Source organism: Streptococcus sp. 3613 (assembly GCF_013277375.1).
Lineage (GTDB): Bacteria > Bacillota > Bacilli > Lactobacillales > Streptococcaceae > Streptococcus > Streptococcus pseudopneumoniae.
The window spans coordinates 1-25,459 of record NZ_VMMV01000010.1 but is presented as its reverse complement, the minus strand read 5'-3'; the positions used below and the strand labels follow the sequence as shown (position 1 = coordinate 25,459).

Below are 25,459 nucleotides of genomic sequence, written 5' to 3'. Positions count from 1 at the left end.
TCACGGGTGGTTATGACTTGTCAAAATACTTTTTAGTTTCAGCAATAACGACTGGCGACAAGACTAAGAGGGCAATCAAGTTTGGCAGAACCATCAAGGCGTTGACGATATCTGCGATAATCCAGACCATATCCAACTCGATAAATCCTCCCAACAAGACCATGAGCACAAAGACCACACGGTAAAGCCAGATAAAACGAACTCCAAAGAGAAACTCGAAACAGCGTTCTCCATAATAGTTCCAACCTAGAATCGTCGTAAAGGCAAAGAGAACAAGGAAGATGGTCAAGAGGGCAGGTCCAAAATGTGAAAAGACTGTTGAGAAAGCAGACTGCGTCAAGGCAACCCCATTTAAGTCGCCACTCCAAACACCAGTTACCAAGATGGTCAAACCAGTCAAGGTACAGATAATGAGTGTATCAATAAAGGTTCCTGTCATGGAAATCAAACCTTGCTCTACTGGTTCATTTGTCTTAGCCGCAGCTGCTGCAATGGGAGCAGAACCCAGACCAGATTCGTTTGAGAAGACACCACGCGCCACACCATTTTGAATAGCCATCCGAACGCTAGCACCAGCAAAACCACCTACCGCAGCAAGGGGACTAAAAGCTGAGGTAAAGACTAAAGCGATTGTGTCAGGGATTTTTCCGATATTAAAGAAAATAACTGTAAGAGTTCCCAAAATATAAATGATAGCCATAAAAGGAACAACAGTAGTTGAAACCTTAGAAATAGACTTGAGTCCGCCAAAGACTGCAATCGCTACAAAGACAGACAAGACGAGAGCTGTGATGGCTGGTGAAATCGTCGTTGTATTTTGGATGGATTCTGTAATCGAGTTGACTTGAGTGAAGGTTCCGATCCCCAAGAGAGCAACCAATACTCCTGCTACTGCAAACAAAACAGCAAGTGGTCGCCACTTTTCTCCCATTCCTAGAAGGATATAGTGCATGGGACCTCCCGCAACCGCACCATGATCGTCCTTGGTGCGGTATTTGATGGCCAAGAGTCCTTCCGCATACTTGGTAGCCATTCCAAAGAAAGCCGCCATCCACATCCAAAATAGAGCTCCTGGTCCACCAACCTTGATAGCCGTCGCAACTCCTATAATATTCCCTGTTCCAACGGTTGATGCCAAGGCTGTACACAGAGCTGCAAAACTGGATACATCACCATGTCCCTTATCCTGGATAAAAATAAGCTGGAAGGCCTTGGGCAGACGCAAAACCTGCAAGAGTCCTAGACGGACCGTTAGGTAAATCCCTGTTCCGACCAATAAAATCAAGAGGGGCGGTCCCCAAGCAAAAGCATCGATTGATTTAAGCAATTCTAACATTTCCTTCTCCTATCTTTTCAACCCCAAAAGAAAGAGCACATGCAAGATACATGTACTCTGGAATGCTTAGATAAATGCTAAAAAGCGGTCTATCCTAGCTCTGTCCTTTTACCTGAGAGTTTGAGCAGTTGCCTGCCTTGCCCCTTCGGTGCCTTTACGGTCTCTCCAGAGTTCCGTCCATTTACAGTCATGGAAAATCAAACGATTCCCCACTTCTATTAAACTTCATTCGGTGTTGGTATTTAATTGATTCTTATTTTACAAAAAATGTTGGCTTTTGTCAATGGATTTTGGGAAAATCTTATTTGACTCAGTAGAAAAAGATTGAGCATTCCCATGTGCGTGAGGTGCTGTTAATTAAATCAATCTGTTTCACTCCTAGTCTACACGATATAAGAATTGTTCTGGTTTATTATGTACTGGAAATGAAGCACGATAGATGATTCTATCTTTACTAATATCCGAAGCGTCTGATATTAATCCATCCATTGATGTCTCATCAGGTATTCTAACACCTGCTGGTATGAATTGAATAAAGACTCCAAAAGATGGACCTGAATAGCGAGCTCGTAGAAAATCATTGACTATTTCTGATTCTGCAAGGTCAACTGTAAATTGTTCTGGAGCCACTAGCCCATCCTTACTAAAAACTAAGTCTTCTCCACCATTTCCTTTACTCCATTTTCCTTCAATACTAGAGAAATCTCCATTTTTTATGGCATTAATATCCATTTTGCTAGAAACATTTTTGTTAGTGGAAGATGCTGTTTCAGCAAATTTTTCTGTTACAGATTTCCAAGTCAGGCTAGATAGATTCATTCTAGTACCAGGACTGACTTCATCCTCTGTCTTAGCTTCTTTAACCTTCTCTAATTTGTCCCCACTACTATTCAATTTCCAAATGGTATAAATAGTTTGTGGATCTCCTGCAAACGGATTCCACTGGGTATAAAGTTTCCCATCTTCTAGGAGATAGGCCTTAAAGCGTGTTCCAAGCATCTGCATTTTATTTTCAGCATTGGTGAGGCGAATGACTTTCTGATCTTTGAGCGTAAAAATATCTAAAATCTCACTACCATTTTTAGAAGATATAATCAATTCATCAATGCCATTTTTATCCATATCAACCATTGCATAGGTGAAGGCTTGACTGCGTTCTGCCATCCCTGCATAGATATTAGCAGTTAGATTGATGTTATCCTTAACCTCTGACTTATGGTCTAAAATAAATTCATAATCCTTCAAAATACTATTATAAGGACTGTAATCTACGGTTGATTTAGTTTTCTCTGTCCCTTTGTCTGCACTACTCCCGCTAGGAAGCTTATCTGAAACTGATTTCCAGCTTAAAGTCTCCAGAGAAATGGGAGAACCGACCCCAAGATCCGCTAGTTCTTGAGCTTCCTTAGCCTTTACCAAAGACTGCCCATCTTCACTAAATTGGTAGTGAGCATAGATGTGACTCGTTGCTGTACCAGCTCCACGATAGAGCAGAGAATTATCTGGCAAGATACCGACTGTCATTCTCTCACCAATCTGGTCTAAACGATTTTCTTGATTAGTCAAACGAATCACCTTTTCGTCTTTCAGCGTACGAATATCAAGTAAACTCTTTTCGCCACTCTTCATTTCAAGAGCAAGCAAGAGTTCATCGACTCCATCATTATTCAAATCCGTCTTGTGGTAAACCACATCTGTATAAAATCCTTGAGAAGATTTCACTTGACTAGCTAGGGGATTGACATCCATACCTTTCGGCAAGGTTCCTTTCGCTACTTTTTCATAGTCATCCAAAACTTTATTATAGTAACTGTAGTCTATTTCTGGACTTGCTACTTCCTCGGATGCTGGTTCCGCGCTTTTATTCCAAGGTAGATACTGACAACCTCCTAGAACTAATGTCAGTGAAAGTGTTGTGGCTAATAATAACTTTTTCATATTATTCCCTTATCTAAGTGAAAGGAATCAGCCTGTGCTAATTCCTTTCACTATTTTTATTCTATTTAACCCACTTACCTGAGCCATCTACTTTGTAGCCATCTGGAGTACGTTCGTTGACTGCCATCTTACCATTTGACTTGAGATAGTAGTCACCTACCCATGTGTTACGAGCATAGCTTCCTTCTGATGTTAGGTAATAGTAAGATTTGTAGCTACTATCATAGATCCACTCACTCTTAGCCATTTTACCATCTGATTTGAGGTAGTAGCTTCCAGCCCAAGCATTACGAGCGTAACTACCTTCTGATGTCAGGTAGTAATAAGACTTATAGTTACTATCATAAATCCACTCGCTCTTCGCCATGTAGCCACCTGACTTAAGGTAGTAATTGCCTGACCAAGCATTTTGAACAAAGTGACCTGAAGCATTTAAGTAGAAGTAAGAATTGTACTGAACATCAAAAATCCATTGATTGACTACTTTAACACCAGCTTGATAGTAAGAAGAACCTGACCAGCCAGTCTGACCTGAGGTAGAGTTAGTAGATTGTTTTGGAGTTTCAGTAGTTGTTGGTGTTGTAGATGATTGTGTTGAAGATACTAGACCAGCAAATTTACCGTCTTTAATACTAAAAATAGGAGATTCTCCTTTGTATTGATGACGAAGCTTAGTCTGAGAATCAATATAAAATTCACTTACATAGGCTTCATATTTGTATTCACCATCAGGAATCGATTCATATGAATAAGAGTCAATGCTGCTTTTTGTTAAATCATAGGATCTCAATCTAACACTTGCTCCGGTGTCATTATCCACAACCTCTTTTGTTTTAGCATTAACAAGCTTCGTTCTTACAATAATAGAATCTTGCTTACTATTCCAATTATTAACAAAATTAGGATTAACACTATCAATTGAAAAAGTGACAGAAACGCCACGATTTTTATCATAACCAACCAAACTTAGATTGACCTTGTGATCAACATTACCAACTGCAACAATGTCATCAGCATGCACTGTTTTTGCTGAAAAAGGTAGAACTCCCGCTGTGTCAATAGTTGACAATACTCCGACTGTTGAAAGTGCCAAAGCACATACTAATAATTTCTTTTTGTTCATGTTTTTAATTTCCTTTATTTTTTAGTCTTTATTTGTTTAAAGTGCAACATTTATCTATCCGACAAAACGATGATTCTTTACACGAAAGACAACAGATTGTCCATCATATACCTTACCATCTTGTCCTTTTCCTTTGATAACAAAGAGATAACTTCCATCTGGAGTTGCACTAAAGAAGTGACGAGTTTGAAAAACACGTAGACTTGGACTGTAAGTAGCAGTAAAATGAGCATCTGTAGAAACCTTACCTGTATTTACATCAATTAAGGCAAAATCATAGGCTACTTGATAAGATGAAGATGGAGTACTAGGTAGAGCAATATCGATATAGGTCATAGCATCATTGACATGGTAAAGGCTTATTCCTAATGATGTTGCTTGTGAACTGCTGGCTGTATGAGTTCCCTTAGAGCGGATCCACTTACCTGATCCATCAACTTGATAACCATCTGGTGTACGCTCATTCACTGCCATCTTACCATTTGACTTGAGATAGTAGTCACCTACCCATGTGTTACGAGCATAGCTTCCTTCTGATGTTAAGTAATAGTAAGAGCTGTAGTTACTGTCATAAATCCATTCACCTTTAGCCATCTTGCCGTTTGACTTGAGATAATAGTTACCCACCCAAGTATTACGGGCGTAACTTCCTTCCGACGTTAGGTAGTAATATGAACCATAATTCTTATCATAAATCCACTCGCTTTTAGCCATATATCCACCTGACTTGAGGTAGTAGTTTCCTACCCAAGCATTTTGAACATAATTACCTGAAGCATCTAGGTAGAAGTAGGAATTATAGTTCTTATCAAAAATCCACTTACTGGTAACTTTGCTACCATTTTGGTAGTAGGACGAACCTGACCAGCCATCTTTTTGACTCGTTGTTGATTGGTTAAAAGTCTTTGGAGTTGAGGAAGCTGTTGTTTTACCAGTCAACTTCTTAACAGCCTCTTTAAACTCTTCTACAGTCCCCTTCCACTCTATGTAATTGGCACCAGACTTATTTTCAAGAGCTATATAATTTCGAGCAGTTTCTTCGAAATAAGATAATTCTGGAGTGGTTTTTGTAGCCCAAATAATGGGACGATTAGCAGTTCCCTTCCATCCTTTAAATACTTCTGAATCTTTTGGAACAAGAATATAATATTTAGCAGTTGGATTAAGCGTTTGTGTGTCAGCCTGCACTGTTTGCGCTGAAAAAGGTAGAACTCCTGCTGTGTCCACAAGAGAGACCAATCCAAATGTTGCAGCCGCTAGGCTAGTTACTAAAACTGTTTTTGACTTCATCATCAAAAATCTCCTTTAAAATTTTATTGTTTACGATTACAGTATAGCATGCTATTTATCTTATTTACGAAAAGCGTATCTATATTTACCTTTATTGAACAAATACCCCCCCCCCCCCCGAAAAAAGCGTAACTATATTTACTTTTTTCTAAAAATTCCCTTAAAAATTGGTAGAATTATGATAGAATGGAAAAAAGGACTTGAGGAGATTTAGGATGCAAGATGAAAGTGTTTATGGATTAGTCTATAAGGCCATCCGTGAGGAGAGAGGGTTTACTCAGAAGGAAGCTGCTGGAACTACAGTGACTCCACATTTTTTACGTCAGTTTGAGCAAGGGAAATCTCGAATAACCATTCAAAAATTTGAAGAGATTCTTTCTAATATTGGAATTGATAAGGAGACCTTTGATAGTCTCAAAACGCAGATGTTTCCAACTGAATTTCATAAATTACAGGCTCAAGTTGCTGATTTGGCCTATAAGCGTGAATTTAAAAAGATCCTTAGCTTGATTAATCAGCCTCTGGAAAATCCTGGAATCGCTGAACACTATGTAATCGCCAATCGTGTAGTCAATAAATTTGCTATCGCAAACATCATCGGCGATTCTTTTCTGACTCCAAAAGACTATCAAGAACTAGAATATATCAAGAACTATCTAAGTGAATTAGACGACTGGAACAAAATTGAGGTCAATATCTTTTCATCTATCCTGCCTCACTTTTCAATCGAATTTTTAGATTATAGACTCTACCACTTATTAGATACTCTAAAAAAACAGACTGAATACCATTCAATCCGTACTGCTGACTACTATATTGCCTGCTTAAGAACTGCTATCAAGCATTACTCTGTTAATGGCTACTATGACAAAGCTGAGAGCTTAGCTATGAAAACCTTGGAAGTGATTAATACTTTCCCTCTACTGAGCACCAAGATGACAGAGATGATTAGTCTTTCCATGGAACGGGCTAATAATTTTCTCAGAAAAGATGATGTCAGAGGTCTAGAGCTTGCTAAGCATATCTTTGCCAGTCTTGATAACTTTGAAAAGGTCTATCCAAATCAACTTCTGACTCGAATGAGAGAGGATTTCTTTGTTACTGTCACACAACTCAATCACACTGGACAACCTTTAGATGTCTAGGTTAGAAATCAAAAAGCTTGAGGAACAACATATTTCCTCAGGCTTTTCTTATCCTCTAAAAGTCACAATAGTTGCGCCACTCCCTCCAGCATTTTGTGGGGCATAGCCGAAACTCTTGACATGCTTATTTCTTTGTAGGTATTTGGTGACACCTTCACGGATGACACCTGTTCCGATACCATGGATGATATCAACTTGAGCCATATTATTAAGCAAGGCTTGATCGATAAAGGCATCTAGCTCATTCATAGCTTCTTCATAGCGTTTGCCTCGAAGATCTAGTCTGGCTTGAGGTCCTCGCCCAGAAGTTCGTTTCACAACATTGACCTGTTTCTTCTTGACTTGCTTTTCTTGCTGGGCTTGAACGAGGTCAAATTCTTTCTCTTCTAAAGTCATCTTAATCAAGCCAACTTGGGCTTCCCAGCGGCCATCTTTGAGTTGACTGGTCAAGGTACCACGCTGACCATAACTGAGAACCACGATATCATCTCCCACCTTTGGAGCACGTTTTTTCTTGGCCTTTTGAAGAACCTTGTTTTTGGACAAATCTACTTTTTCAGGAGCCAATTTTTTCAATTTGGCCTTGGCTTCTATGATTTCGTGGGGTTTAAGTTGAGATTTGCTGTGGAGATTTTTAAGAATCTGGTCACTCTCACTTAGAGCCATGTCCACAATCTCAGCGGCCTGTTCACGCGCCTTATTAAGCTCGGTTTCCTTTTCACGATTGAGTTCGTTGTAAAGTTTTTTGAGAGCACGGTTCATCTTGAGATTTTCTTGCTCCACCTCACGGATATTGTCCAAGCGTTTGCGGCTCTCTAGCGTCTGCTCTTCCAGCTGCTCAATAATCCGATTGACATCATTGTCCTGATCGACCTGCTGGCTGGCATCCCCTACGATAACTTCAGATAGACCTAGACGTTTGGCAATTTCAAAGGCATTGCTTCGGCCAGGCACACCCTGCATAAAGCGATAGGTTGGGCGAAGAGTTGCAGTATCAAACTCCATGCTGGCATTTTGCACAAAGGCTGTCTCAATACCGTAGGCCTTGAGTTCTGGATAGTGGGTGGTCGCCATGGTCTTGACCTGACGCAGGCGAAGGTCCTCCAGAATAGCCATGGCAAGGGCTGCTCCCTCTTGGGGATCAGTACCAGCCCCCAACTCATCCAAAAGTAAGAGTGAATGTTGGTTAACCTTGCCAAGAATATCCACGATATTGGTCATGTGACTAGAGAAGGTAGACAAGCTCTGCTCAATAGACTGCTCATCTCCAATATCGGCAAAGATTTCTTCAAAAATACCAACACGACTTCCCTTGTCTGCTAAAATCGGCAAACCAGACTGAGCCATGACCTGCGTCAAGCCCAGAGTTTTAAGCATGATGGTCTTACCACCAGTATTGGGACCTGTAATAACAATGGCTGTTAAATCTTGACTAAAATGGACATCATTTGCGACGGCATTTTTGACCAGAGGATGGCAGACATGGAGCAGTTGAATCTCTTGATTTTCTGACAGCTGAGGAACGACCGCTTGTCTTTCTTGGATAAAGCGGACCTTGGCACGAATCAAGTCCAGATGACCGATAATCCAAGCATCATTGGCAATCTCAGCCGCATGAGGGCGAACACGCTCCGAGATTTCTTGGAGAATGCGAAGCATTTCATAACGCTCATCTGCTCGCAAACTGGCAATTTCTTCGCTCAGTTTGACCACCTCACGGGGTTCAATATAGACGGTATTTCCACTAGCAGAAATATCATGAACAACACCTGCAATCTTATTGCGGTAGGTGTTTTTGACTGGTAAAACCTGACGGCCGTTTCTGCTGGCAATAATCCCTTCTGTCAACATCTGCGCTTTTTGCTTGAGCAAATCCTGTAAAACATCGCGTACCTGACTCTCGCTATCATGGATTTTTCGACGGATGCGCGCCAATTCTTCACTGGCAAAATTTTCAATGAAACCTGCATCATTAAAAGCTTGGAGATTTCCTTGTAATTGCGGAAAATCATGTAATTTCTCAAACCAGAAGGCTAACTCTTCCAAGCTGACATTTTCCAGATTAGCATAAAAACTTTGCAGTTCTCGACTAGCAAGAAGCACGCGCTTCAAGAGGAGAAACTCCTCTATATTGAGGTCTGCCCCCATCTCCAACCGTTTGCAGACTCCTGCAATTTCCTTGGTTGCGAGAATGGTAAAATGCGGTTGCTCAACGAAAAGAGCCTGCATTTCCTTCATCTCAGCAAAAGCCTGTTTGATTTTATCCGCTTTGGCAGTCGGAGCTAGCTGTCTCAATTGCTCCAAGCCCTGCTCAGTCAACAAATGGGGTTCAAACAAGGCCTTGACCTTATTGAACTCTAATGTTTCTAATATTTTCTTGTTCATCTTTATTTCCTCGTCTTTGAATGTCTAGGTGTGGTAGCTTTTTACATTCTGATAGATTCTAGTCAATCTGTAAACAAAGGGCTAGGAAATTTCCTGCCCTTTTTATCCGATTAAATTTGTCACCCAGATTTGTTTGAGCCAACTGGTTGTTACTGGTATGCTCTGGATGATGTGTTTTGCGACAATACTCTTTTCAAGAGGATTTTGTATAGCTGCCATGGGAATGGTTGCTAGTATGGTCAAGGTCATTTGCAAGACAAATAAGGTCACTAACATGGACAAGATCCCTGCTGAAACTTGGAACAACTTACCACCCAGTTTTTTACTAGGAATCAAGTGTAAGAGGAGACCAAGCAAACGACCGATGCTATAGACAACCCCGAAAACCAACAAGTAGCCGATCCCTGCGTAAAAGACCTTATCCAACTGAAAGAGTTGATCCGATGGGAAAAAGAAAGTTCCCTGACCTTCCTGCGGATTTGCATAAGGGAGCAGCAAATGAAATTGCTCTCCAAGTCCCTTATAAAACTGGCCAGCCATAAAAGCCGATGCCATGGCTGAAATCAGGTAATAAACCTGTAAGAGCAGGCCTCTCCGATAGCCGATATAAAATCCCCAAGCCAAGACCAATAGAAGAAGGAGTGAAATCATAAGGAGTCCTCAATCTTGCTCTGTTCTTGCTTGCAAGTCACAAGCTTGTGACGGAGTTCTTCTAGCTCTTGCTCCTTATCGTCAAATTCAATCTCACGGCTGAGCTGAGTTGATAAACAGTTGACTGCCAACAAAAGAGCGATGGTTTCATCGTCTGCACTAGGCATTTGTTCTTTAATTGCTTGGTATTTTTCTGTCGCAACCTTGGCGATTTCCTCCATAAAAAGGTTATCATGCTCGCTTGTCAAGGTTAATGATTTTTTCCCGAATGTAAATTTGAATCGATTTAGATTTGCCATAAAATTCACCTCACGATATTATACCAAAATTCGCTAATTTTGTCAGTTTTTACAAATTTGCCTGCTTTTATGGTACAATAGAAACTATGGCAAGTATAACACTCACACCAAGTGAAAAGAAGATTCAGGCTTTTCTTGAACACTATCAAACCAGTCTGGCTCCTAGTAAGAATCCCTATATCCGCTACTTTTTGAGACTGCCTCAGGCAACGGTTTCTATCTATACTTCTGGAAAGGTCTTGCTTCAGGGTGAAGGAGCTGAGAAATATACTCGTTTCTTTGGCTATCAAGTTGTAGAGGAAACCAGCGGACAAAATCTTCCTTTGATTGGGACAGATGAGGTGGGAAATGGTTCCTACTTTGGTGGACTTGCAGTTGTGGCTTCCTTTGTCACACCTGACCAGCATGCTTTCTTGCGAAAACTCGGTGTGGGGGATTCTAAAACTCTGACCGACCAAAAGATTCGTCAGATTGCCCCTATCCTCAAGGACAAAATCCAGCACCAGGCACTGCTTCTCTCACCAAGCAAGTACAACGAGGTCATCGGAGACCGCTACAATGCTGTTTCGGTTAAGGTTGCCCTCCATAACCAGGCTATCTATCTCCTTCTTCAAAAAGGCGTTCAACCTGAGAAAATTGTGATTGATGCCTTTACCAGTGCTAAAAATTATGACAAGTACTTGGCACAAGAGGCCAATCGTTTCAGCAATCCTATCAGCTTAGAAGAAAAGGCTGAGGGCGAATACTTGGCTGTCGCAGTTTCTTCTATCATTGCGCGTGATCTCTTTCTGGAAAATCTAGAAAATCTAGGACGAGAACTGGGTTATCAACTTCCAAGTGGAGCTGGAACAGCTTCTGATAAGGTAGCTAGCCAGATTTTACAAGCCTATGGTATGCAGGGACTCAACTTCTGTGCCAAATTGCACTTTAAAAATACTGAAAAAGCGAAAAAACGCTTAGAAAGGTAAGTTATGAATTCATTTAAAAATTTCCTAAAAGAGTGGGGATTATTCCTCCTGATTCTGTCATTACTAGCTTTAAGTCGTATCTTTTTTTGGAGTAATGTCCGCGTAGAAGGACACTCCATGGATCCTACCCTAGCGGATGGCGAAATTCTCTTTGTCGTTAAGCACCTCCCTATTGACCGTTTTGATATCGTGGTGGCCCATGAGGAAGATGGCAATAAGGACATCGTCAAGCGCGTCATCGGAATGCCTGGCGATACCATCCGTTACGAAAATGATAAACTTTACATCAATGACAAAGAGACAGATGAACCTTATCTAGCTGACTATATCAAACGCTTCAAGGATGACAAACTCCAAAGCACCTACTCAGGCAAGGGATTTGAAGGAAATAAAGGAACTTTCTTTAGAAGTATCGCTCAAAAAGCTCAAGCCTTCACAGTTGATGTCAACTACAACACCAACTTTAGCTTTACAGTTCCAGAAGGAGAATACCTTCTCCTCGGAGACGACCGCTTGGTTTCGAGCGACAGCCGCCACGTAGGTACCTTCAAAGCAAAAGATATCACAGGGGAAGCTAAATTCCGCTTCTGGCCAATCACCCGTATCGGAACATTTTAAGAAATCGAAGAGGCCGAGAGTCAGCAATCTCAGCCTCTTCTTCTATCGTGAGAATATGATTATTCACTATCCAGTTTGATTAAGATAGAAACAAAGTTATACTCAATGAAAATCNNGTCAGTAACATATATACGGCAAGGCGAAGCTGACGTGGTTTGAAGAGATTTTCGAAGAGTATTAACTCTCACCTATTTATGCAAAGGAAGCTTATGGAAGTTTATTTTTCAGGAACCATTGAACGGATTATTTTTGAAAATCCCAGCAATTTTTATCGTATCCTCCTCCTAGAAATCGACGATACAGACGCAGAGGATTTTGATGATTTTGAAATCATTGTCACGGGCACTATGGCTGATGTGATTGAGGGAGAAGACTATACTTTTTGGGGACAAATTGTCCAGCACTCCAAGTATGGGGAGCAACTGCAAATCAGTCGTTATGAACGCGCAAAACCAACTAGCAAGGGATTGGTCAAGTACTTTTCAAGTAGCCATTTCAAGGGAATTGGTCTCAAGACAGCTCAGAAAATTGTGGATACCTACGGTGACAATACCATTGACGAAATTCTGCAACACCCAGAAAAGCTAGAAGGTATCTCAGGACTCTCTGCCAAAAATCGCGAGGCTTTCGTTTCCACTCTCCGCCTCAACTACGGAACCGAGATGGTTTTGGCCAAACTGGCCAACTACGGCATTCCCAACAAACTAGCCTTTCAGATTCAAGACTTTTACAAGGAAGAAACCCTTGATGTGGTTGAAAATTATCCCTATCAGCTGGTTGAAGATATCAAAGGATTGGGATTTACCATTGCTGACCAACTAGCTGAGGAACTAGGCATCGAAAGTCAGGCTCCTGAACGCTTCCGTGCCGGTCTAGTTCATAGTCTTTTTCAGGCCTGTATGGAAACAGGGGATACCTATGTTGAAGCACGGGATTTGCTGGAACAAACCCTTACTCTCCTTGAATCTTCTCGCCCCGTGGAACTGGACCCCAGCCAAGTGGCTCAAGAACTCTCCTACCTGATCGAAGAAGACAAGGTTCAGCAGATTGATACCAAAATTTTTGACAACAGCCTCTTTTTCGCTGAGGAAGGCATCCGCAGTCACTTGATTCGTATCCTTGAAAAAGGAAAACAGAAGAGCCAAGATTTAGAAACTATTCAAAAACATATCACTACTGTCGAGGAAGAACTGGGGATTGAGTATGATAGCATTCAAAAACAGGCTATTTGTGACGCTATCCAAAATAAGGTCTTTATCCTGACAGGTGGACCTGGTACTGGTAAGACGACTGTTATCAATGGTATCATCGCTGTTTATGCCCTTTTAGAAGGACTTAACCTCAGGAAGAAAAGCAACCTGCCCATTCTTCTTGCTGCTCCAACTGGACGAGCAGCTCGTCGCATGAATGAATTGACAGGCTTGCCAAGCGCGACTATACACCGTCACTTGGGAATGACAGGCGACGATGATACTAGTCATCTGGAAGATTATCTGGATGCTGACTTCATCATCGTAGATGAATTTTCCATGGTGGATACTTGGCTGGCCAATCAACTCTTCTCCAACATCTCTTCTAACAGTAAGATTCTCATCGTGGGAGATAGCGATCAGCTACCGTCTGTCAGCCCTGGACAAGTTCTAGCTGACCTCCTTCATATTCCTTTAATTCCTCAGACTCGCTTGGAAAAAATTTACCGGCAAAGCGAAGAATCAACCATCGTCACCCTAGCTAGTCAGATTCGACAGGGCATCCTGCCAGCTGATTTCACCCAGAAAAAAGCAGACCGTTCCTACTTTGAAATTGCTAGTGGCCATATTCCTGCTACCATTGAAAAGATCTTAGGCGCTGCCCTCAGAAGTGGCATCCCTGCCCGTGATATCCAAGTTCTGGCTCCCATGTACCGAGGGACTGCAGGGATTGATTCCATCAACCAGCTCATGCAAGACCTTCTCAATCCACCACAAAAAGACCAACTCAGTTTTGAAGCTCCCCAGTGCCACTATCGTAAGGGAGACAAGGTCATTCATTTGGTCAACGATGCTGAAATCAATGTCTTTAATGGAGATTTGGGAGCCATCACAGACCTGATTCCTGGTAAATACACCGAGTCGAAACAAGACGAGATTGTCATTGATTTTGATGGCAACGAAGTCTCTTACCCACGTAACGAATGGTACAAGATTCGCCTAGCCTATGCCATGAGTATCCATAAGTCTCAGGGAAGTGAGTTTCCTGTTGTCATCCTACCTATCACCAGTGCTAGTAGGCGTATGCTGGAGCGCAATCTCATCTATACAGCCATTACACGCGCCAAAAGCAAGCTTATCTTACTAGGCGAATTACAGGCCTTCGACTATGCCACCCAGCATATCGGAACTGCCCGAAAAACCTATCTGATTGAACGCTTCAGTGATTTATTGGAAACTGTTGAAGAAAAGCAACCAGCTATCTCTGAAACAACCACATCAAGTATCTCTGAACAATCCTACATCCTAACCGAAGAAAATTGGGACAGCATCCCAGCCATGATTGGGATTACAGATGCAGACCTCAAAGAGATTTTTGGAAAATAGTGCATAAGAAAACCCACCAATTCAGGTGGGATTTTTGTTTATTAAGATTATTTAACTGTTGCTGTGCTTGTAATCAATTCAACAGCTTTTTTGATTGTGATATCATGTTTCAACATATCAGCTGAAAGCAAGCTTTGTACTTGTGCAACTTCCATGTTGTAATCTGCTGCCAATTGCTCAATTTCTTTTTGGATTTCTTCTTCTGAAGCATCAAATCCTTCAGCTTTGGCAACTGCTTCAATAACAAGGTTAGTCTTAGTACGTGACTCAGCTTCTGCTTGGTATTGATTGTGAAGGTCTTCTTGAGTAGTTCCAGTGATTTGGAAGTACATGTCAGGGTTGATACCTTGACGTTGCAAGTTTCCAAGGAATTCGTTTACTGAGCGGTGAACTTCTTCGTGAATCATTTCTTCTGGAAGTTCTACGATTTCAGCGTTTTCTACAGCTTTATCAATTGCTGCACCTTCAACTGCATCTTTGTAAGCTTCTTCTTTAGCAGCAGCCAATTCCTTACGGTATTTTTCTTTCAATTCAGCAAGTGTTTCAACTTCTTCGTCGATGTCTTTTGCAAGCTCATCGTCAAGAGCTGGAACTTCTTTAGCTTTTACTTCGTGGATAGTTGTCACGAATTTAGCTTCTTTACCTGCAAGGTCTTCTGCTTGGTAGTCTTCTGGGAATGTTACAACGACATCAACAGTTTCACCAGCTGAGTGACCTACCAATTGGTCTTCGAAACCAGGGATGAATTGACCTGAACCAAGTCCAAGTGAGAAGTTTTCACCTTTTCCGCCATCAAATTCAACACCGTCGATAGAACCAACGAAGTCAATGACAACAGTGTCGCCGTTTTCAGCAGCAGCTTCTTTGATAACCAATTCAGCCAAGTTGTTGCGTTCGCGTTCGATACGCTCTTCAACGTCAGCATCAGTTACTTCTTTTTCTACATCTACTGATACTTCAAGGTTTTTGTAGTCACCCAATTTTACTTCAGGTTTTGTAACAACTTCAGCAGTGATAACCCAGTCTTGACCTTTTTCCATTGAAGTTACGTCAATTTTTGGTTGAGCAACCACTTCAAGACCAGCTTCTTTTACAGCTGCTTCATAAGCATTTGGCAAAAGAGCGTTCATAACATCTTGGTAAAGTGACTCTTCACCAAATTTTTTGTCGAAGATAGGGCGTGGAAGGTGACCTTTACGGAAACCTGGAACATTAAGAGATTTCTTCACTGAGTTGAAGACACGGTCCAATTCTGGTTTGATTTGGTCTTGAGAGATAGTGAAAGTCAAGACACCACGGTTTGTTTCTTTGTTTTCAAATGATACAGACATTCTGTCATTTCTCCTTAAAATTTTTTAAATACAGTCTATTATAACATTTTCTATAAATAAAATCTAGACTAATGCAGACAATTATAGACAACAAGCCTTTTTGCTAACTAAATGAAAGTTCTATAATGAAGTTAGTCACCCAGCCCTCCTAAAAATTAGATGTTTTAACTAGCTGATAGCTAGCCCTCTATTTCATTTGATAAGATGCTTGATGCTGTTAGGCTGACAAGCCAAGGCTAAGATTAGCCTTGGTTTAGCTGACAAAACTGCTTCAAGGGTTCCTCTTGTCAAATGAAAGCAAAATAATTGCCCTCAATCTCACCATTTTTTTTGGGACATAATCACTTTCGATTGACAGTTTGTTCTACACTTTCAAGGATGGAATAGACATCAAAAAGAACCCTGCTTTTCTGAAAAAGAGGTCTTCTTGCTAAGTTTATACTCAATGAAAATCAAAGAGCAAACTAGGAAGCTAGCCACAGGTTGCTCAAAGCACCGCTTTGAGTTTGCAGATAAAACTGACACGGTTTGAAGAGATTTTCGAAGAGTATTAATTTACATAAATAGCCAGTGTTTGATAAGGTTTGAGTAGAATTTTCTCAGACACTTCTGCGTCTTCATAGTTTGAAATCAAAATTTGTCCATTTTGGTAGGCTACTGGCAAATCGATTTCCACTTCTGTGGCATAAAAATTATTGAGCACAAGTAACTTTTCAGCCTCATACTGACGTTCAAAAGCATAGACTTGCTTGCTATCTTCAAAGGCTGGTTTGTAACTTCCTTCTGAGATGATAGGCATTTCCTTACGCAGTCGAATCAAGTCTTGGTAGAAGGTGAAAATCGGACCTTGGATTTCATTTTCTACATTGATGTGAGGGTAGGATTTTCCTGCATTGAGCCAAGGAGTCCCTACTGTGAAGCCTGCATTTTCAGAAGCATCCCACTGCATAGGAATTCGTGAATTATCACGCGACTTAGCTTGAATAATCTGGAAGGCTTTTTCCTGACTCTTCCCTTCCTCTAAGAGCATCTGATAGGCATTGAGCGATTCGACATCCACATAATCAGCAATAGAATCATAGTCTGGGTCAATCATCCCGATTTCCTCGCCCATATAGATATAAGGTGTCCCACGTGAAAGGTGAATACTGGCCGCTAGCATGGTAGCTCCTTCCTTGCGGAAGTTTTGAATATCAACAAAACGGTTTAAAGCGCGTGGTTGGTCGTGATTGTTCCAGAAGAGAGCACTCCAACCACCTTTATCACTCATTTCCTTGCCCCAGCTATGGTAAAGACTCTTCAAAATCAAAGGGAGCCAAGGTCCACTTTTGTCCATCCTTATAGTCCACCTTGAGATGATGAAAATTAAAGGTCATGGATAATTCCTGACGGTCAGGCGACGAATAAAGGACACAATTTCCCATGGTGGTTGAGGACATTTCCCCAACTGTCATAAAACTATCGTCTGATCCAAAAGTGGCTTGATTCATCATACGCAAATAGTCATGAACGATGGGCTTGTCTGTGTAAGCTGGCTTTCCTTCATTTTCAGGACAATCCACTAAAACCTCGTCCTTGCCAATTAAATTGATCACATCAAATCGGAAACCTTTGACACCCTTGTCGCGCCAGAAATTAACAACCTTGAAAAGCTCCTTACGGACATTGGGATTGCTCCAGTTAAGGTCAGCCTGGGTCTCATCAAAGAGGTGAAGGTAGTATTTCCCTGTATTCCCAAAGGGCGCCCATGCAGAGCCACCAAACTTAGACTGCCAGTCTGTTGGTTGGTCTTGGATGAAGAAAAAGTCTTGGTAGTACTTGTCACCAGCTAGGGCTTTCTGAAACCATTCATGCTCTGTCGAACAATGATTGAGTACCATGTCCAGCATAAAGTCAATCTTATGCTCTTTACCGACACGCACCATTTCCTCAAAATCAGTCATATCACCAAAAAGAGGATCCACTGCCATATAATCTGAAATATCGTAACCATTATCCCGTTGAGGGCTTGGATAGAATGGATTGAGCCAGACCATATCCACGCCCAGTTTGGCTAAATAGGGGATTTTTTCGATAATCCCACGGAAGTCCCCAATACCATTTCCAGTGGTGTCTTTGTAAGATTTTGGATAGATTTGATAGACTACTTTTCCTTTATCAAGTGTCATCTGTTTCTCCTTTTCTGATAAAAGGGAGGAAGCAGTCTTCCGTCCCTATTTGTGCTATTTCAATTATACTCAATGAAAATCAAAGAGCAAACTAGGAAACTAGCCGCAGGCTGTACTTGAGTACGGCAAGGCGACGTTGACGTGGTTTGAAGAGATTTTCGAAGAGTATAAAACAAAAAAACCGCCTAGATAATACCTAAACGGGTACTTGAAATAACCTAACAAGTTACAACTTAGCTAGTCCATTTAGATATTCATCTATATGGACCACAATCAAAAATCTTAGCCACATAGATACAAACAAATTGCTTGAACTGTTTGCATCCATGGTGACATATCTACAAACACTATCTAAAGTAGCTAAAGTAAAAGTTTTGATTCATCGTTACAGCTTGTCTCTTATTCATTTCTTTTTCTGCTTTCTTTTTTGATGTTTCCTATCTTACCACCTTTTTCATTAGCTGTCAAGAATATTTCAGAATATTTTAAAATTTTTCGAAAATTCTTTCAGTACGCTTTCAAAGATTTTCAAATCAGTCCAACAAAAAAAGGTTTATAATTTCCATAAAAATTGACATGGAAATTATAAAACCATTATTAGTTTAACCCTTGTTGGTAACGTGCCAATTCGGCTTGGTTCGCCCAAACATAGTGACCTGGACGGATTTCTACCATAGATGGCTTATCAGTCTCATAATCGTGTTGACTTGGGTCGTAAACCTTCAAGACCTTCTTACGTTCCAAGATTGGATCTGGGATTGGTACCGCTGAAAGCAAGGCTTGAGTATATGGGTGAATTGGATTGTTAAACAATTCTTCTGTCTCTGCAACCTCTACAATAACACCCTTGTAAATAACTGCGATACGATCTGAAATAAAACGAACAACCGACAAGTCATGGGCGATAAAGAGATAGGTCAAGCCAAGTTCTTTTTGGAATTTTTTGAGCAAGTTCAAGACTTGGGCACGCACAGAAACGTCCAAGGCTGAAATTGGTTCATCCGCAATAACAAAGTCTGGTTGCATGACCAAGGCACGGGCAATACCGATACGTTGACGTTGACCACCTGAAAACTCATGAGGGTAACGAGTCAAATGCTCAGCAAGCAGACCCACTTCACGGATAATATTTTGAACTTTCTCTTCACGCTCTGCTTCATCCTTAAACAAATGGTGATTGTAAAGACCTTCAGAAATAATATAATCAACAGTCGCACGTTCATTCAAACTTGCCGCAGGGTCTTGGAAAATCATCTGGATACGACGAATCAATTCCGCAGCTTGTTCACGCGATTTCTTACCATTAATCTTTTGACCCTCAAAAATGATATCTCCATTACTTGTATCATTGAGACCGATGATAGCACGACCAATAGTTGTTTTCCCACTACCTGACTCACCAACAAGCGAGAACGTTTCTCCCTTGTTGATAAAGAAGTTAGCATTTTTAACCGCGACAAACTTCTTACTTCCTTCACCGAAGGAAATTTCTAAATCTTTAATTTCTACTAATTTTTCAGACATTTCCTTCCTCCTAGTCAGCCAGATGGGCAAATCCCATTTTTTCACAGATCTTATCATGGAGATTTGCAATCACAGCTGGTTTTTCTACTTTTGGAGCATCCTCATGAAGTAGCCAAGTTTTAGCCCAATGTGTCTCTGATACTGAGAATTGAGGAGCTTTTTGTTCGAAGTCAATCTGCATTGCATAGTCAGAACGCAAGGCAAAGGCATCCCCTTTCAGGTCAGTATAAAGTGACGGAGGTGTTCCTGGGATTGAGTAAAGATCCCCTTTATCATCAGCAAGCTGAGGCAAGCTAGACAAGAGACTCCATGTATATGGATGGCAAGCGTCATAGAAGACTTCCTCAACAGTTCCATACTCAACGATTTCTCCTGCATACATAACCGCTACCTTATCCGCAATACTTGCTACCACACCAAGGTCGTGAGTGATAAAGATTGTTGTGAAATGATACTCGTTTTGTAAAGATTTTAGCAAATCAATAATCTGAGCTTGAATGGTTACATCCAAGGCAGTTGTTGGCTCATCACAGATCAAGACATCAGGTCGGCAGGCAAGGGCAATCGCAATAACGATACGTTGACGCATTCCTCCAGAATATTGGAATGGGTATTCATCAAAACGTCTATCTGCATCTGGAATCCCAACCTTATTCATGTAGTCAATGGCCAATTCTTTTGCTTCCTTGGCTGTTTTTCCTTGGTGTTTTACAATAACTTCTGTAATCTGGCTACCAATTGTTTTAATGGGGTCCAAACTAGTCATTGGATCCTGGAAGATAGTCGCAATCTTAGCACCACGAATTTGTTCCCAATCCTTGTGAGAAGATAAAGCTGTCAAATCCTGACCACGGTAGTCAATACTACCTTGGGCAATGCGACCATTTTCTTCGAGCATACCTGTGAAGGTCTTTGTCAAAACAGATTTACCTGATCCTGACTCACCTACCAAGGCTAATACTTCTCCTTCAACTAGTTCAAGGGAAACGCCGCGAATGGCTGTCAATACTTTGTCACGAACGTCAAATTCCACGACAATATCGCGAGCAGTCAAAATTACATTTTTTTCTTTTGTCATTTCTACTCCTATCTATGTGTACGTGGATCACTAGCATCCGCTAAGTTTTGACCAACTACGAAAAGGGACAAGGATACCAAGACAAGAGTTGTCAATGGAATCCAGAACAAGTAAGCATTGGTTGTTACGTTTTGTGAATAATCCGAAATCAAACGACCCAAACTTGGCACGGTAATCGGTAATCCTAGACCGAAGAAAGACAAGAAGGCTTCGTATGAGATAAAGCTTGGAAGCATTTGAGTCATGGTTGTCACAATAACAGATACCAATTGTGGCATGATGTTTTTGGCAACAATCTTCAAGGTTGGTGTTCCCAAAGTACGTGACGCCAAGTTGTATTCCAAATCACGGTAACGCAAGATTTGCACACGGATCATGAAGGCAATCCCAATCCATGTCGTCACACTCATAGCAAAAATCAGATTCCAGAATCCAGCTCCGATTGAGTAAGTCAAGACAATGACAATCAAAAGAGATGGGATGTTTGAGATGACGTTATAAACTTCCATCATGACACGGTCAACTGATTTTGAAATTCCCCAAATACCACCGACAAAAACACCGATAACCAAGTTAATCACTGTCGCAATCACAGAAATGAGGATAGAGTTACGAGCTCCAAACCAGACACCGTCAAAGAGTGATTTACCGTTACTGTCTGTACCGAACCAATGCTCAGCATTTGGCTTGATATAACGAGCACTAAAGTCGTTTACCTTGCTGACATCATTGAAATCAAACTTAGAAAACATTGGGTAGATGAAACTCATCAAAATGATGGCTACCAAGATTCCCAACATGACTACAGTTGATTTTTTCTTCATAAATTGTCTAAACACTGATTTCCAGTAAGAATATGCTGGCGCATCAATAGTTTCAGAGGCAAAATCGTCACGTTTTACAAACTGAAATTTTTCTTTATCGATTGTAGACATTATTTGCCTCCTTTCTCAGTCAATTTAATACGTGGGTCAATAATAGTCATCCAAATATCTCCCAAAAGACGTGAGAAGATAGAAATACATGTAAAGATGAAGACAAGACCAACGACCATAGAGTTATTAGATGCTTTTACAGAGTCAATCAACATTTTACCCATACCTGGGAAGGCGAAGACTGTTTCAGTAAGGGTTGCACCACCGATAACCCCAATAATAGCACCAGGAATTCCTGAAACCAGCGGAACCATGGCATTTTTAAAGATGTGTTTGTTTGAAATTTCTTTTTCAGACAAACCTTTTGCACGAGCGAAACGAACAAAGTCTTGAGATTGCAAGTCAATCATGTAACGACGAATCCAAATAGCTGTACCAGGAGCACCCAACAAACCAAGGATGACTGCTGGTAAAACGTAAGAACGCCAATCTCCAGCTCCCAAGATAGGGAACGAATCTGGAAGACCAATAGATGATCCAATCAATCGAACGATGTAAACCAAGGCAATGGTTGGAAGAGCAAGCAAGAAGGTCAAAGCCCCCGTTGAGAAGCTATCAATCCAAGTGTTCTTGAAACGAGCCATGGCTGAACCAAGTGGCACTGCAATCGCATAAGAAATCACCAAACCAATCAAACCAGTAATAGCAGAGCTGACAATCATAGATGGATATTGGTAATTACTTTCAGTCGCTGTATAAGGATCATCTTTCCCATAGCTAGCTACTTCACGAGAGTCAGCCTGACTAGGTGACTTGTAGGTTCTTGAGTAAATATTTACAGAAGACGTTTTCTTACCTGTTGGGAACTGAACTTGGGCAGTTTTAGTTTGTCCTTGACCTTGAGTAATAACCTGAAGAACTGGTGTATTAGCATAGGTTGGGTAAGAGTCACCTAAATTGATGTTCACAAAATTTTGATGCACAAATGGGAACTGACTGTTAAAGTACAAGAGATATTTATGTTTAGTTCCTGAACCGACCAATGACCATCCGATAGCTGGATCATTTTCGAAACGAAGGTAACGTTTCAAGTCTGGATTTTCAGGGTCTTGGATTTTATTTGTATGGTCAATGTCAATCAAGTTAGCATAGAAGTGAAAAACACGTTCAAAAATGGGGATTTCACGACTAGCATAGAATTGACCACTTTCAGTAAATTCTCCCAAGGTCCAACCATGACCTAATTGATTGATGTACTTTTCATAAATAGCTTTATTGGTCGCATTTGCTTCTACTGTTACAGAAGAATCCATGCTACTTGCCTTTTCTTGCAACTCTTTAGTATCGTAATACTCAATGTAGCCCATACGCTCAAACACAGTATTTTCATAGTTATCACGTTTATCAGCCGTTGTCGCAATTTTATTATAGTTAGGATCCTGCTTGAAAATCAATTTTCGAGGAACCAAGGTATAGATAATCGTGTAGGTCAAAGTCGTCACTAAGAAAATCGAAACCAATGACCGCAAAACACGCATAAAAATATATTTTTTCATATTATTTCCTTTAAAAATCCCAAAAGAACCTTCTCCTCATGGAGAGAAAGTTCTATTAGAAATTATTTACTTCACATGACTTGCCAATTCTTTTTGAGCTTTCTCATTTGATTCAGCTTTTTCTTTCAACCATTTTTCACGAGCTTTTTCATACTCTTTCTTAGTCACCGCTTTATCTTGCAATTTCAAATATTTGAAGTAAACATCTGACCCCTTAGAGCCTGTTTGCGCAGAAGCTCTAGTAAATGGAACAACTCGTGAAAGCACCGGTGCTGCACCAGAAGAAGCCATAGCAGGAATAAAGAGAGAACTATCAGTCAACCATGCTTGAGCCGCTGCATATTTTTCATAACGGACATTCAAGTCGCTTGTCTCTTTGGCAGCTTCATCAACCAATTTATCGTATTCTTTCAAACCAACTTGAACTACTGAAGGGCTATTTGGATTATCAAATCCTAAATATGTTTTTGTAGTTTCACTGCTAGTTGTTTTTAAAATATCCAAGTAAGTAGATGGGTCTTGATAGTCTGGTCCCCATGTAACTCCTCCCGATACATCCCAATCCTCAGATGAAGCATTGGCAGCATAGTAAGTAATATTAAGGAATTCATCACTTGTCATTTGTTGAATATCGACAACGACATTTTCAACACCAAGAACTGTTTCTACAGATTGTTTAAAGGACTGAATACGGGCGATGTAGCCTTTTGATGCTTGGTCTACTGGAACATCCAGATGAATAGGAAACTGAACGCCATCTGCTTCTAAAGCTTTCTTAGCTTTCGCAAACTCTGCCTTGGCCTTGTCAGCATTGAATAAACCATCCTGCCCATCAGCTAAATTCACACCTTTCCACTCATCTCCATAAGCAGGAAGTTGAGCAGCGACTAAATCACCAAAGGTCTTCTCACCAACTGAAACAAAGTCTGGTTTTACAAATAGATTACGAACTGCTAAAGCTGCTCCATCTTTACCATTGATTTGAGCTGAGTAAGCTGAGCGATCAAGAGCAAAATTCAAGGCTTGACGGAAATCTTTGTTAAGCAATGCCTTCTTAGTAGCTGCTTTCTCTGAATCTGTAGTTTTAGAAGTATAGTTGTAACTTTGGCGATCAATATTCACACCCAGACCAGCAATCCCAGAGCCTGGTTGTGTATAATAGATATTGTCCTTGTATTTTTCTGCAACCTTAGAATAGTTGGAGCTGGTAGGGAAAAGACGGGCATAACTATAAGCTCCACTAGTGAAGTTACGCTCTAGCGACTCCTGATCTGAGCCATCATAGTAAGCCAGATTTATAGTATCTAGGTGGACGTTTTCTTTGTCCCAATATTGTTCATTTTTTACAAACTCTACAGAAGATTTTGCAGTCAACCCTTTCAACAAGAATGGCCCATTATAAAGCAAGGATGTCGGATCTGTTGGTTTAGCAAAATCGCTTCCTTTTGATGTTTCGAATTCTTCATTCAGAGGCCAGAAAATAGAATAGGTCAACTTAGAGTTCCAGAACGGTTCAGGCTGGTTCAAAGTGTATTGTAACGTATAATCATCAACCGCCTTGACACCAACTGTTGAAAAATCTGTTGAAGTTCCTGATAGATAATCTGCCAAGCCTTTAACCGAGTTTTCAGCTAGATACATAGCTTCTGATTTTTTATCTGCTGCGTGTTTTAAGCCGTTCACGAAATCTTTAGCCGTCACCTCTGCATATTCTTCTCCATCAGAGGTAAACCATTTAACCCCTTTACGAATCTTATAAGTGTAGGTCAAACCATCCTTAGAGACTTCCCAATCCTCTGCAACTGCAGGAGCAAGATTACCGTAATTATCGTTAGTGAATAAACCATCAATCCCATTTGAAGTCACTACTGTTGTACTATTTTTACTTGAAATCAGGTAGTCCAAGGTTTCTGGGTCTGCTGTATAAACATAGCCATAAGCTTTAGGGGCTGATGAATCAGATGATTTTGAAGAACTGCATGCTGCAAGTACACCTGCTGCTAATAAAACAAGACCTGCTGTAGCAAATACACGATTTTTTTTCATTTTCTACTCCTCTGTTTATGTGAATTATAGATTGACGACCATTATATCATATTATCCATTAAAAATCAAACAAATTTTCAGAATATTTAGGCTTGTTGGCACAAATTTTTCATTTTTTTTTGAATATATGATTCAAATTGTCGTTCGAAGTGTCAAAGACTACAGTGAAAATAGGAAATTTGACGCAGAAACTTTGGAGCTTAGGAAGACATACAGTAAAATAAAATACGGACGGAACAATGTGATTTTGGAATTCAAATTAAATTATAACAATATTAGACTTCCTGCAAAAGAGGATATAGCTTCATGAGTCCTTGATAACCATTGTCAGCCAAGATTTTACCAGCTTGTCCGATATTTCTGCGACTCGTTTTGAACAACTTCATATCATGACAATAGTTCACAGCGATATCCAAAGAAACAATTCTCCCTTGACTTGTGACAATCGCTTGAGCCTTCATAGCGTGGCATTTCTTTTTATAGTCATTTAGTTTTAAAAAGCGTTCCAAACATTCAAAAATAGTTGGGACTTCCCTTAATAAATCTGTTACT

18 protein-coding genes, 2 pseudogenes and 1 riboswitch are annotated in these 25,459 nt (G+C 40.6%); of the genes and pseudogenes, 5 read left to right on the top strand and 15 right to left on the bottom strand.

All coding sequences use genetic code 11. The features are described 5' to 3' along the window. Positions 1 to 10: 10 nt before the first annotated feature. The 4 genes from HT708_RS01400 to HT708_RS01385 form a co-directional block, all read right to left on the bottom strand. A complete protein-coding gene (locus HT708_RS01400; protein ID WP_172925884.1) occupies positions 11 to 1,336 on the bottom strand; it encodes a sodium:alanine symporter family protein in 1,326 nt (441 codons plus the stop codon). 90 nt (positions 1,337 to 1,426) lie between these two features. Then, positions 1,427 to 1,515: riboswitch (glycine riboswitch) on the bottom strand. Positions 1,516 to 1,714: 199 nt separating this feature from the next. Next, positions 1,715 to 3,274, bottom strand: coding sequence for a DUF6287 domain-containing protein (locus HT708_RS01395; RefSeq protein ID WP_000734929.1), 1,560 nt, complete (start codon positions 3,272 to 3,274; stop codon positions 1,715 to 1,717). A gap of 61 nt (positions 3,275 to 3,335) precedes the next feature. Next, positions 3,336 to 4,397 carry a hypothetical protein gene (locus HT708_RS01390; RefSeq protein ID WP_001035286.1) on the bottom strand — a complete coding sequence of 354 codons (1,062 nt, stop codon included), beginning with the start codon at positions 4,395 to 4,397 and terminating at the stop codon, positions 3,336 to 3,338. A 54-nt stretch (positions 4,398 to 4,451) separates the two neighbouring features. Continuing rightward, positions 4,452 to 5,690 carry a hypothetical protein gene (locus HT708_RS01385; protein WP_000978129.1) on the bottom strand — a complete coding sequence of 413 codons (1,239 nt, stop codon included), beginning with the start codon at positions 5,688 to 5,690 and terminating at the stop codon, positions 4,452 to 4,454. A gap of 212 nt (positions 5,691 to 5,902) precedes the next feature. Between HT708_RS01385 and HT708_RS01380 the strand changes: the two genes are divergently transcribed. Further along, positions 5,903 to 6,832: a helix-turn-helix transcriptional regulator gene (locus HT708_RS01380; RefSeq protein WP_001150390.1), complete on the top strand. Its 930-nt coding sequence runs from the start codon at positions 5,903 to 5,905 to the stop codon at positions 6,830 to 6,832. Positions 6,833 to 6,880: 48 nt separating this feature from the next. On the opposite strand, the gene HT708_RS01375 is transcribed toward HT708_RS01380, so the two are convergent. The 3 genes from HT708_RS01375 to zapA form a co-directional block, all read right to left on the bottom strand. After that, positions 6,881 to 9,217, bottom strand: a complete 2,337-nt coding sequence (locus HT708_RS01375) for an endonuclease MutS2 (RefSeq protein ID WP_023938527.1) — start codon at positions 9,215 to 9,217, stop codon at positions 6,881 to 6,883. Positions 9,218 to 9,319: 102 nt separating this feature from the next. Beyond that, the gene (locus tag HT708_RS01370; protein ID WP_023938525.1) at positions 9,320 to 9,868 is read right to left on the bottom strand and encodes a CvpA family protein; all 549 of its coding nucleotides are present in this window, start codon (positions 9,866 to 9,868) and stop codon (positions 9,320 to 9,322) included. Further along, complete coding sequence (gene zapA, locus HT708_RS01365; protein WP_000002019.1) at positions 9,865 to 10,167, bottom strand: cell division protein ZapA; 303 nt, start codon at positions 10,165 to 10,167, stop codon at positions 9,865 to 9,867. The genes HT708_RS01370 and zapA overlap by 4 nt, the downstream gene beginning before the upstream one ends. An 86-nt stretch (positions 10,168 to 10,253) precedes the next feature. Here zapA and rnhC point away from each other — a divergent pair, with 86 nt between their 5' ends. From rnhC to HT708_RS01350, 3 genes are all read left to right on the top strand, one after another. Beyond that, on the top strand, positions 10,254 to 11,135 hold the full coding sequence (rnhC, locus tag HT708_RS01360) for a ribonuclease HIII (protein ID WP_172925883.1): 882 nt from the start codon (positions 10,254 to 10,256) through the stop codon (positions 11,133 to 11,135). Positions 11,136 to 11,138: 3 nt separating this feature from the next. Continuing rightward, positions 11,139 to 11,753 (top strand): signal peptidase I, encoded by a 615-nt coding sequence (gene lepB / locus HT708_RS01355; RefSeq protein ID WP_001083986.1) that lies wholly within the window; start codon positions 11,139 to 11,141, stop codon positions 11,751 to 11,753. Between the two features lie 209 nt (positions 11,754 to 11,962). Further along, on the top strand, positions 11,963 to 14,329 hold the full coding sequence (locus tag HT708_RS01350) for an ATP-dependent RecD-like DNA helicase (protein WP_172925882.1): 2,367 nt from the start codon (positions 11,963 to 11,965) through the stop codon (positions 14,327 to 14,329). A gap of 47 nt (positions 14,330 to 14,376) precedes the next feature. Here the strand turns inward: HT708_RS01350 and tig are convergent, their stop codons facing one another. The 7 genes and pseudogenes from tig to HT708_RS01315 all read right to left on the bottom strand — a co-directional run bounded on the left by tig (position 14,377) and on the right by HT708_RS01315 (position 24,907). Further along, complete coding sequence (gene tig, locus HT708_RS01345; RefSeq protein ID WP_000116494.1) at positions 14,377 to 15,660, bottom strand: trigger factor; 1,284 nt, start codon at positions 15,658 to 15,660, stop codon at positions 14,377 to 14,379. A gap of 550 nt (positions 15,661 to 16,210) precedes the next feature. Continuing rightward, positions 16,211 to 17,828, bottom strand: a pseudogene (gene treC, locus HT708_RS01340) (alpha,alpha-phosphotrehalase). Positions 17,829 to 18,425: 597 nt separating this feature from the next. Further along, positions 18,426 to 19,352, bottom strand: coding sequence for an ATP-binding cassette domain-containing protein (locus tag HT708_RS01335; RefSeq protein WP_100104188.1), 927 nt, complete (start codon positions 19,350 to 19,352; stop codon positions 18,426 to 18,428). A gap of 10 nt (positions 19,353 to 19,362) precedes the next feature. Then, complete coding sequence (locus tag HT708_RS01330; RefSeq protein ID WP_172925881.1) at positions 19,363 to 20,430, bottom strand: ABC transporter ATP-binding protein; 1,068 nt, start codon at positions 20,428 to 20,430, stop codon at positions 19,363 to 19,365. Between the two features lie 8 nt (positions 20,431 to 20,438). Next, entirely contained in the window at positions 20,439 to 21,365 is a 927-nt protein-coding gene (gene oppC, locus HT708_RS01325) for an oligopeptide ABC transporter permease OppC (protein ID WP_000103703.1), read from the bottom strand. Then, the gene (locus HT708_RS01320) at positions 21,365 to 22,861 is read right to left on the bottom strand and encodes an ABC transporter permease (protein ID WP_000759897.1); all 1,497 of its coding nucleotides are present in this window, start codon (positions 22,859 to 22,861) and stop codon (positions 21,365 to 21,367) included. Before HT708_RS01320 ends, oppC begins: the two co-directional genes overlap by 1 nt. A gap of 66 nt (positions 22,862 to 22,927) precedes the next feature. After that, positions 22,928 to 24,907: a peptide ABC transporter substrate-binding protein gene (locus HT708_RS01315; protein WP_050269502.1), complete on the bottom strand. Its 1,980-nt coding sequence runs from the start codon at positions 24,905 to 24,907 to the stop codon at positions 22,928 to 22,930. A gap of 127 nt (positions 24,908 to 25,034) precedes the next feature. On the opposite strand from HT708_RS01315, the gene HT708_RS11655 reads away from it, so the two are divergent. Continuing rightward, on the top strand, positions 25,035 to 25,217 hold the full coding sequence (locus HT708_RS11655; RefSeq protein WP_078800210.1) for a hypothetical protein: 183 nt from the start codon (positions 25,035 to 25,037) through the stop codon (positions 25,215 to 25,217). Here HT708_RS11655 and HT708_RS01310 read toward each other — a convergent pair. Beyond that, positions 25,201 to 25,386 (bottom strand): annotated as a pseudogene (locus HT708_RS01310) (transposase); the annotation flags it as partial. The gene HT708_RS11655 and the pseudogene HT708_RS01310 overlap by 17 nt on opposite strands. Between the last annotated feature and the right edge of the window lie 73 nt (positions 25,387 to 25,459).

Excerpts from the sequence above, each read along its gene's own strand:
- rnhC (WP_172925883.1), top strand. The coding sequence starts at position 10,254 with ATGGCAAGTATAACACTCACACCAAGTGAAAAGAAGATTCAGGCTTTT.
- HT708_RS01385 (WP_000978129.1), bottom strand. The coding sequence starts at position 5,690 with ATGATGAAGTCAAAAACAGTTTTAGTAACTAGCCTAGCGGCTGCAACA.
- HT708_RS01380 (WP_001150390.1), top strand. The coding sequence starts at position 5,903 with ATGCAAGATGAAAGTGTTTATGGATTAGTCTATAAGGCCATCCGTGAG.
- HT708_RS01320 (WP_000759897.1), bottom strand. The coding sequence starts at position 22,861 with ATGAAAAAATATATTTTTATGCGTGTTTTGCGGTCATTGGTTTCGATT.
- HT708_RS01395 (WP_000734929.1), bottom strand. The coding sequence starts at position 3,274 with ATGAAAAAGTTATTATTAGCCACAACACTTTCACTGACATTAGTTCTA.
- HT708_RS01330 (WP_172925881.1), bottom strand. The coding sequence starts at position 20,430 with ATGACAAAAGAAAAAAATGTAATTTTGACTGCTCGCGATATTGTCGTG.
- HT708_RS01370 (WP_023938525.1), bottom strand. The coding sequence starts at position 9,868 with ATGATTTCACTCCTTCTTCTATTGGTCTTGGCTTGGGGATTTTATATC.
- HT708_RS01400 (WP_172925884.1), bottom strand. The coding sequence starts at position 1,336 with ATGTTAGAATTGCTTAAATCAATCGATGCTTTTGCTTGGGGACCGCCC.
- oppC (WP_000103703.1), bottom strand. The coding sequence starts at position 21,365 with ATGTCTACAATCGATAAAGAAAAATTTCAGTTTGTAAAACGTGACGAT.
- HT708_RS01350 (WP_172925882.1), top strand. The coding sequence starts at position 11,963 with ATGGAAGTTTATTTTTCAGGAACCATTGAACGGATTATTTTTGAAAAT.
- lepB (WP_001083986.1), top strand. The coding sequence starts at position 11,139 with ATGAATTCATTTAAAAATTTCCTAAAAGAGTGGGGATTATTCCTCCTG.
- HT708_RS01375 (WP_023938527.1), bottom strand. The coding sequence starts at position 9,217 with ATGAACAAGAAAATATTAGAAACATTAGAGTTCAATAAGGTCAAGGCC.
- HT708_RS11655 (WP_078800210.1), top strand. The coding sequence starts at position 25,035 with ATGATTCAAATTGTCGTTCGAAGTGTCAAAGACTACAGTGAAAATAGG.
- HT708_RS01315 (WP_050269502.1), bottom strand. The coding sequence starts at position 24,907 with ATGAAAAAAAATCGTGTATTTGCTACAGCAGGTCTTGTTTTATTAGCA.
- HT708_RS01390 (WP_001035286.1), bottom strand. The coding sequence starts at position 4,397 with ATGAACAAAAAGAAATTATTAGTATGTGCTTTGGCACTTTCAACAGTC.
- tig (WP_000116494.1), bottom strand. The coding sequence starts at position 15,660 with ATGTCTGTATCATTTGAAAACAAAGAAACAAACCGTGGTGTCTTGACT.
- HT708_RS01335 (WP_100104188.1), bottom strand. The coding sequence starts at position 19,352 with ATGTCTGAAAAATTAGTAGAAATTAAAGATTTAGAAATTTCCTTCGGT.
- zapA (WP_000002019.1), bottom strand. The coding sequence starts at position 10,167 with ATGGCAAATCTAAATCGATTCAAATTTACATTCGGGAAAAAATCATTA.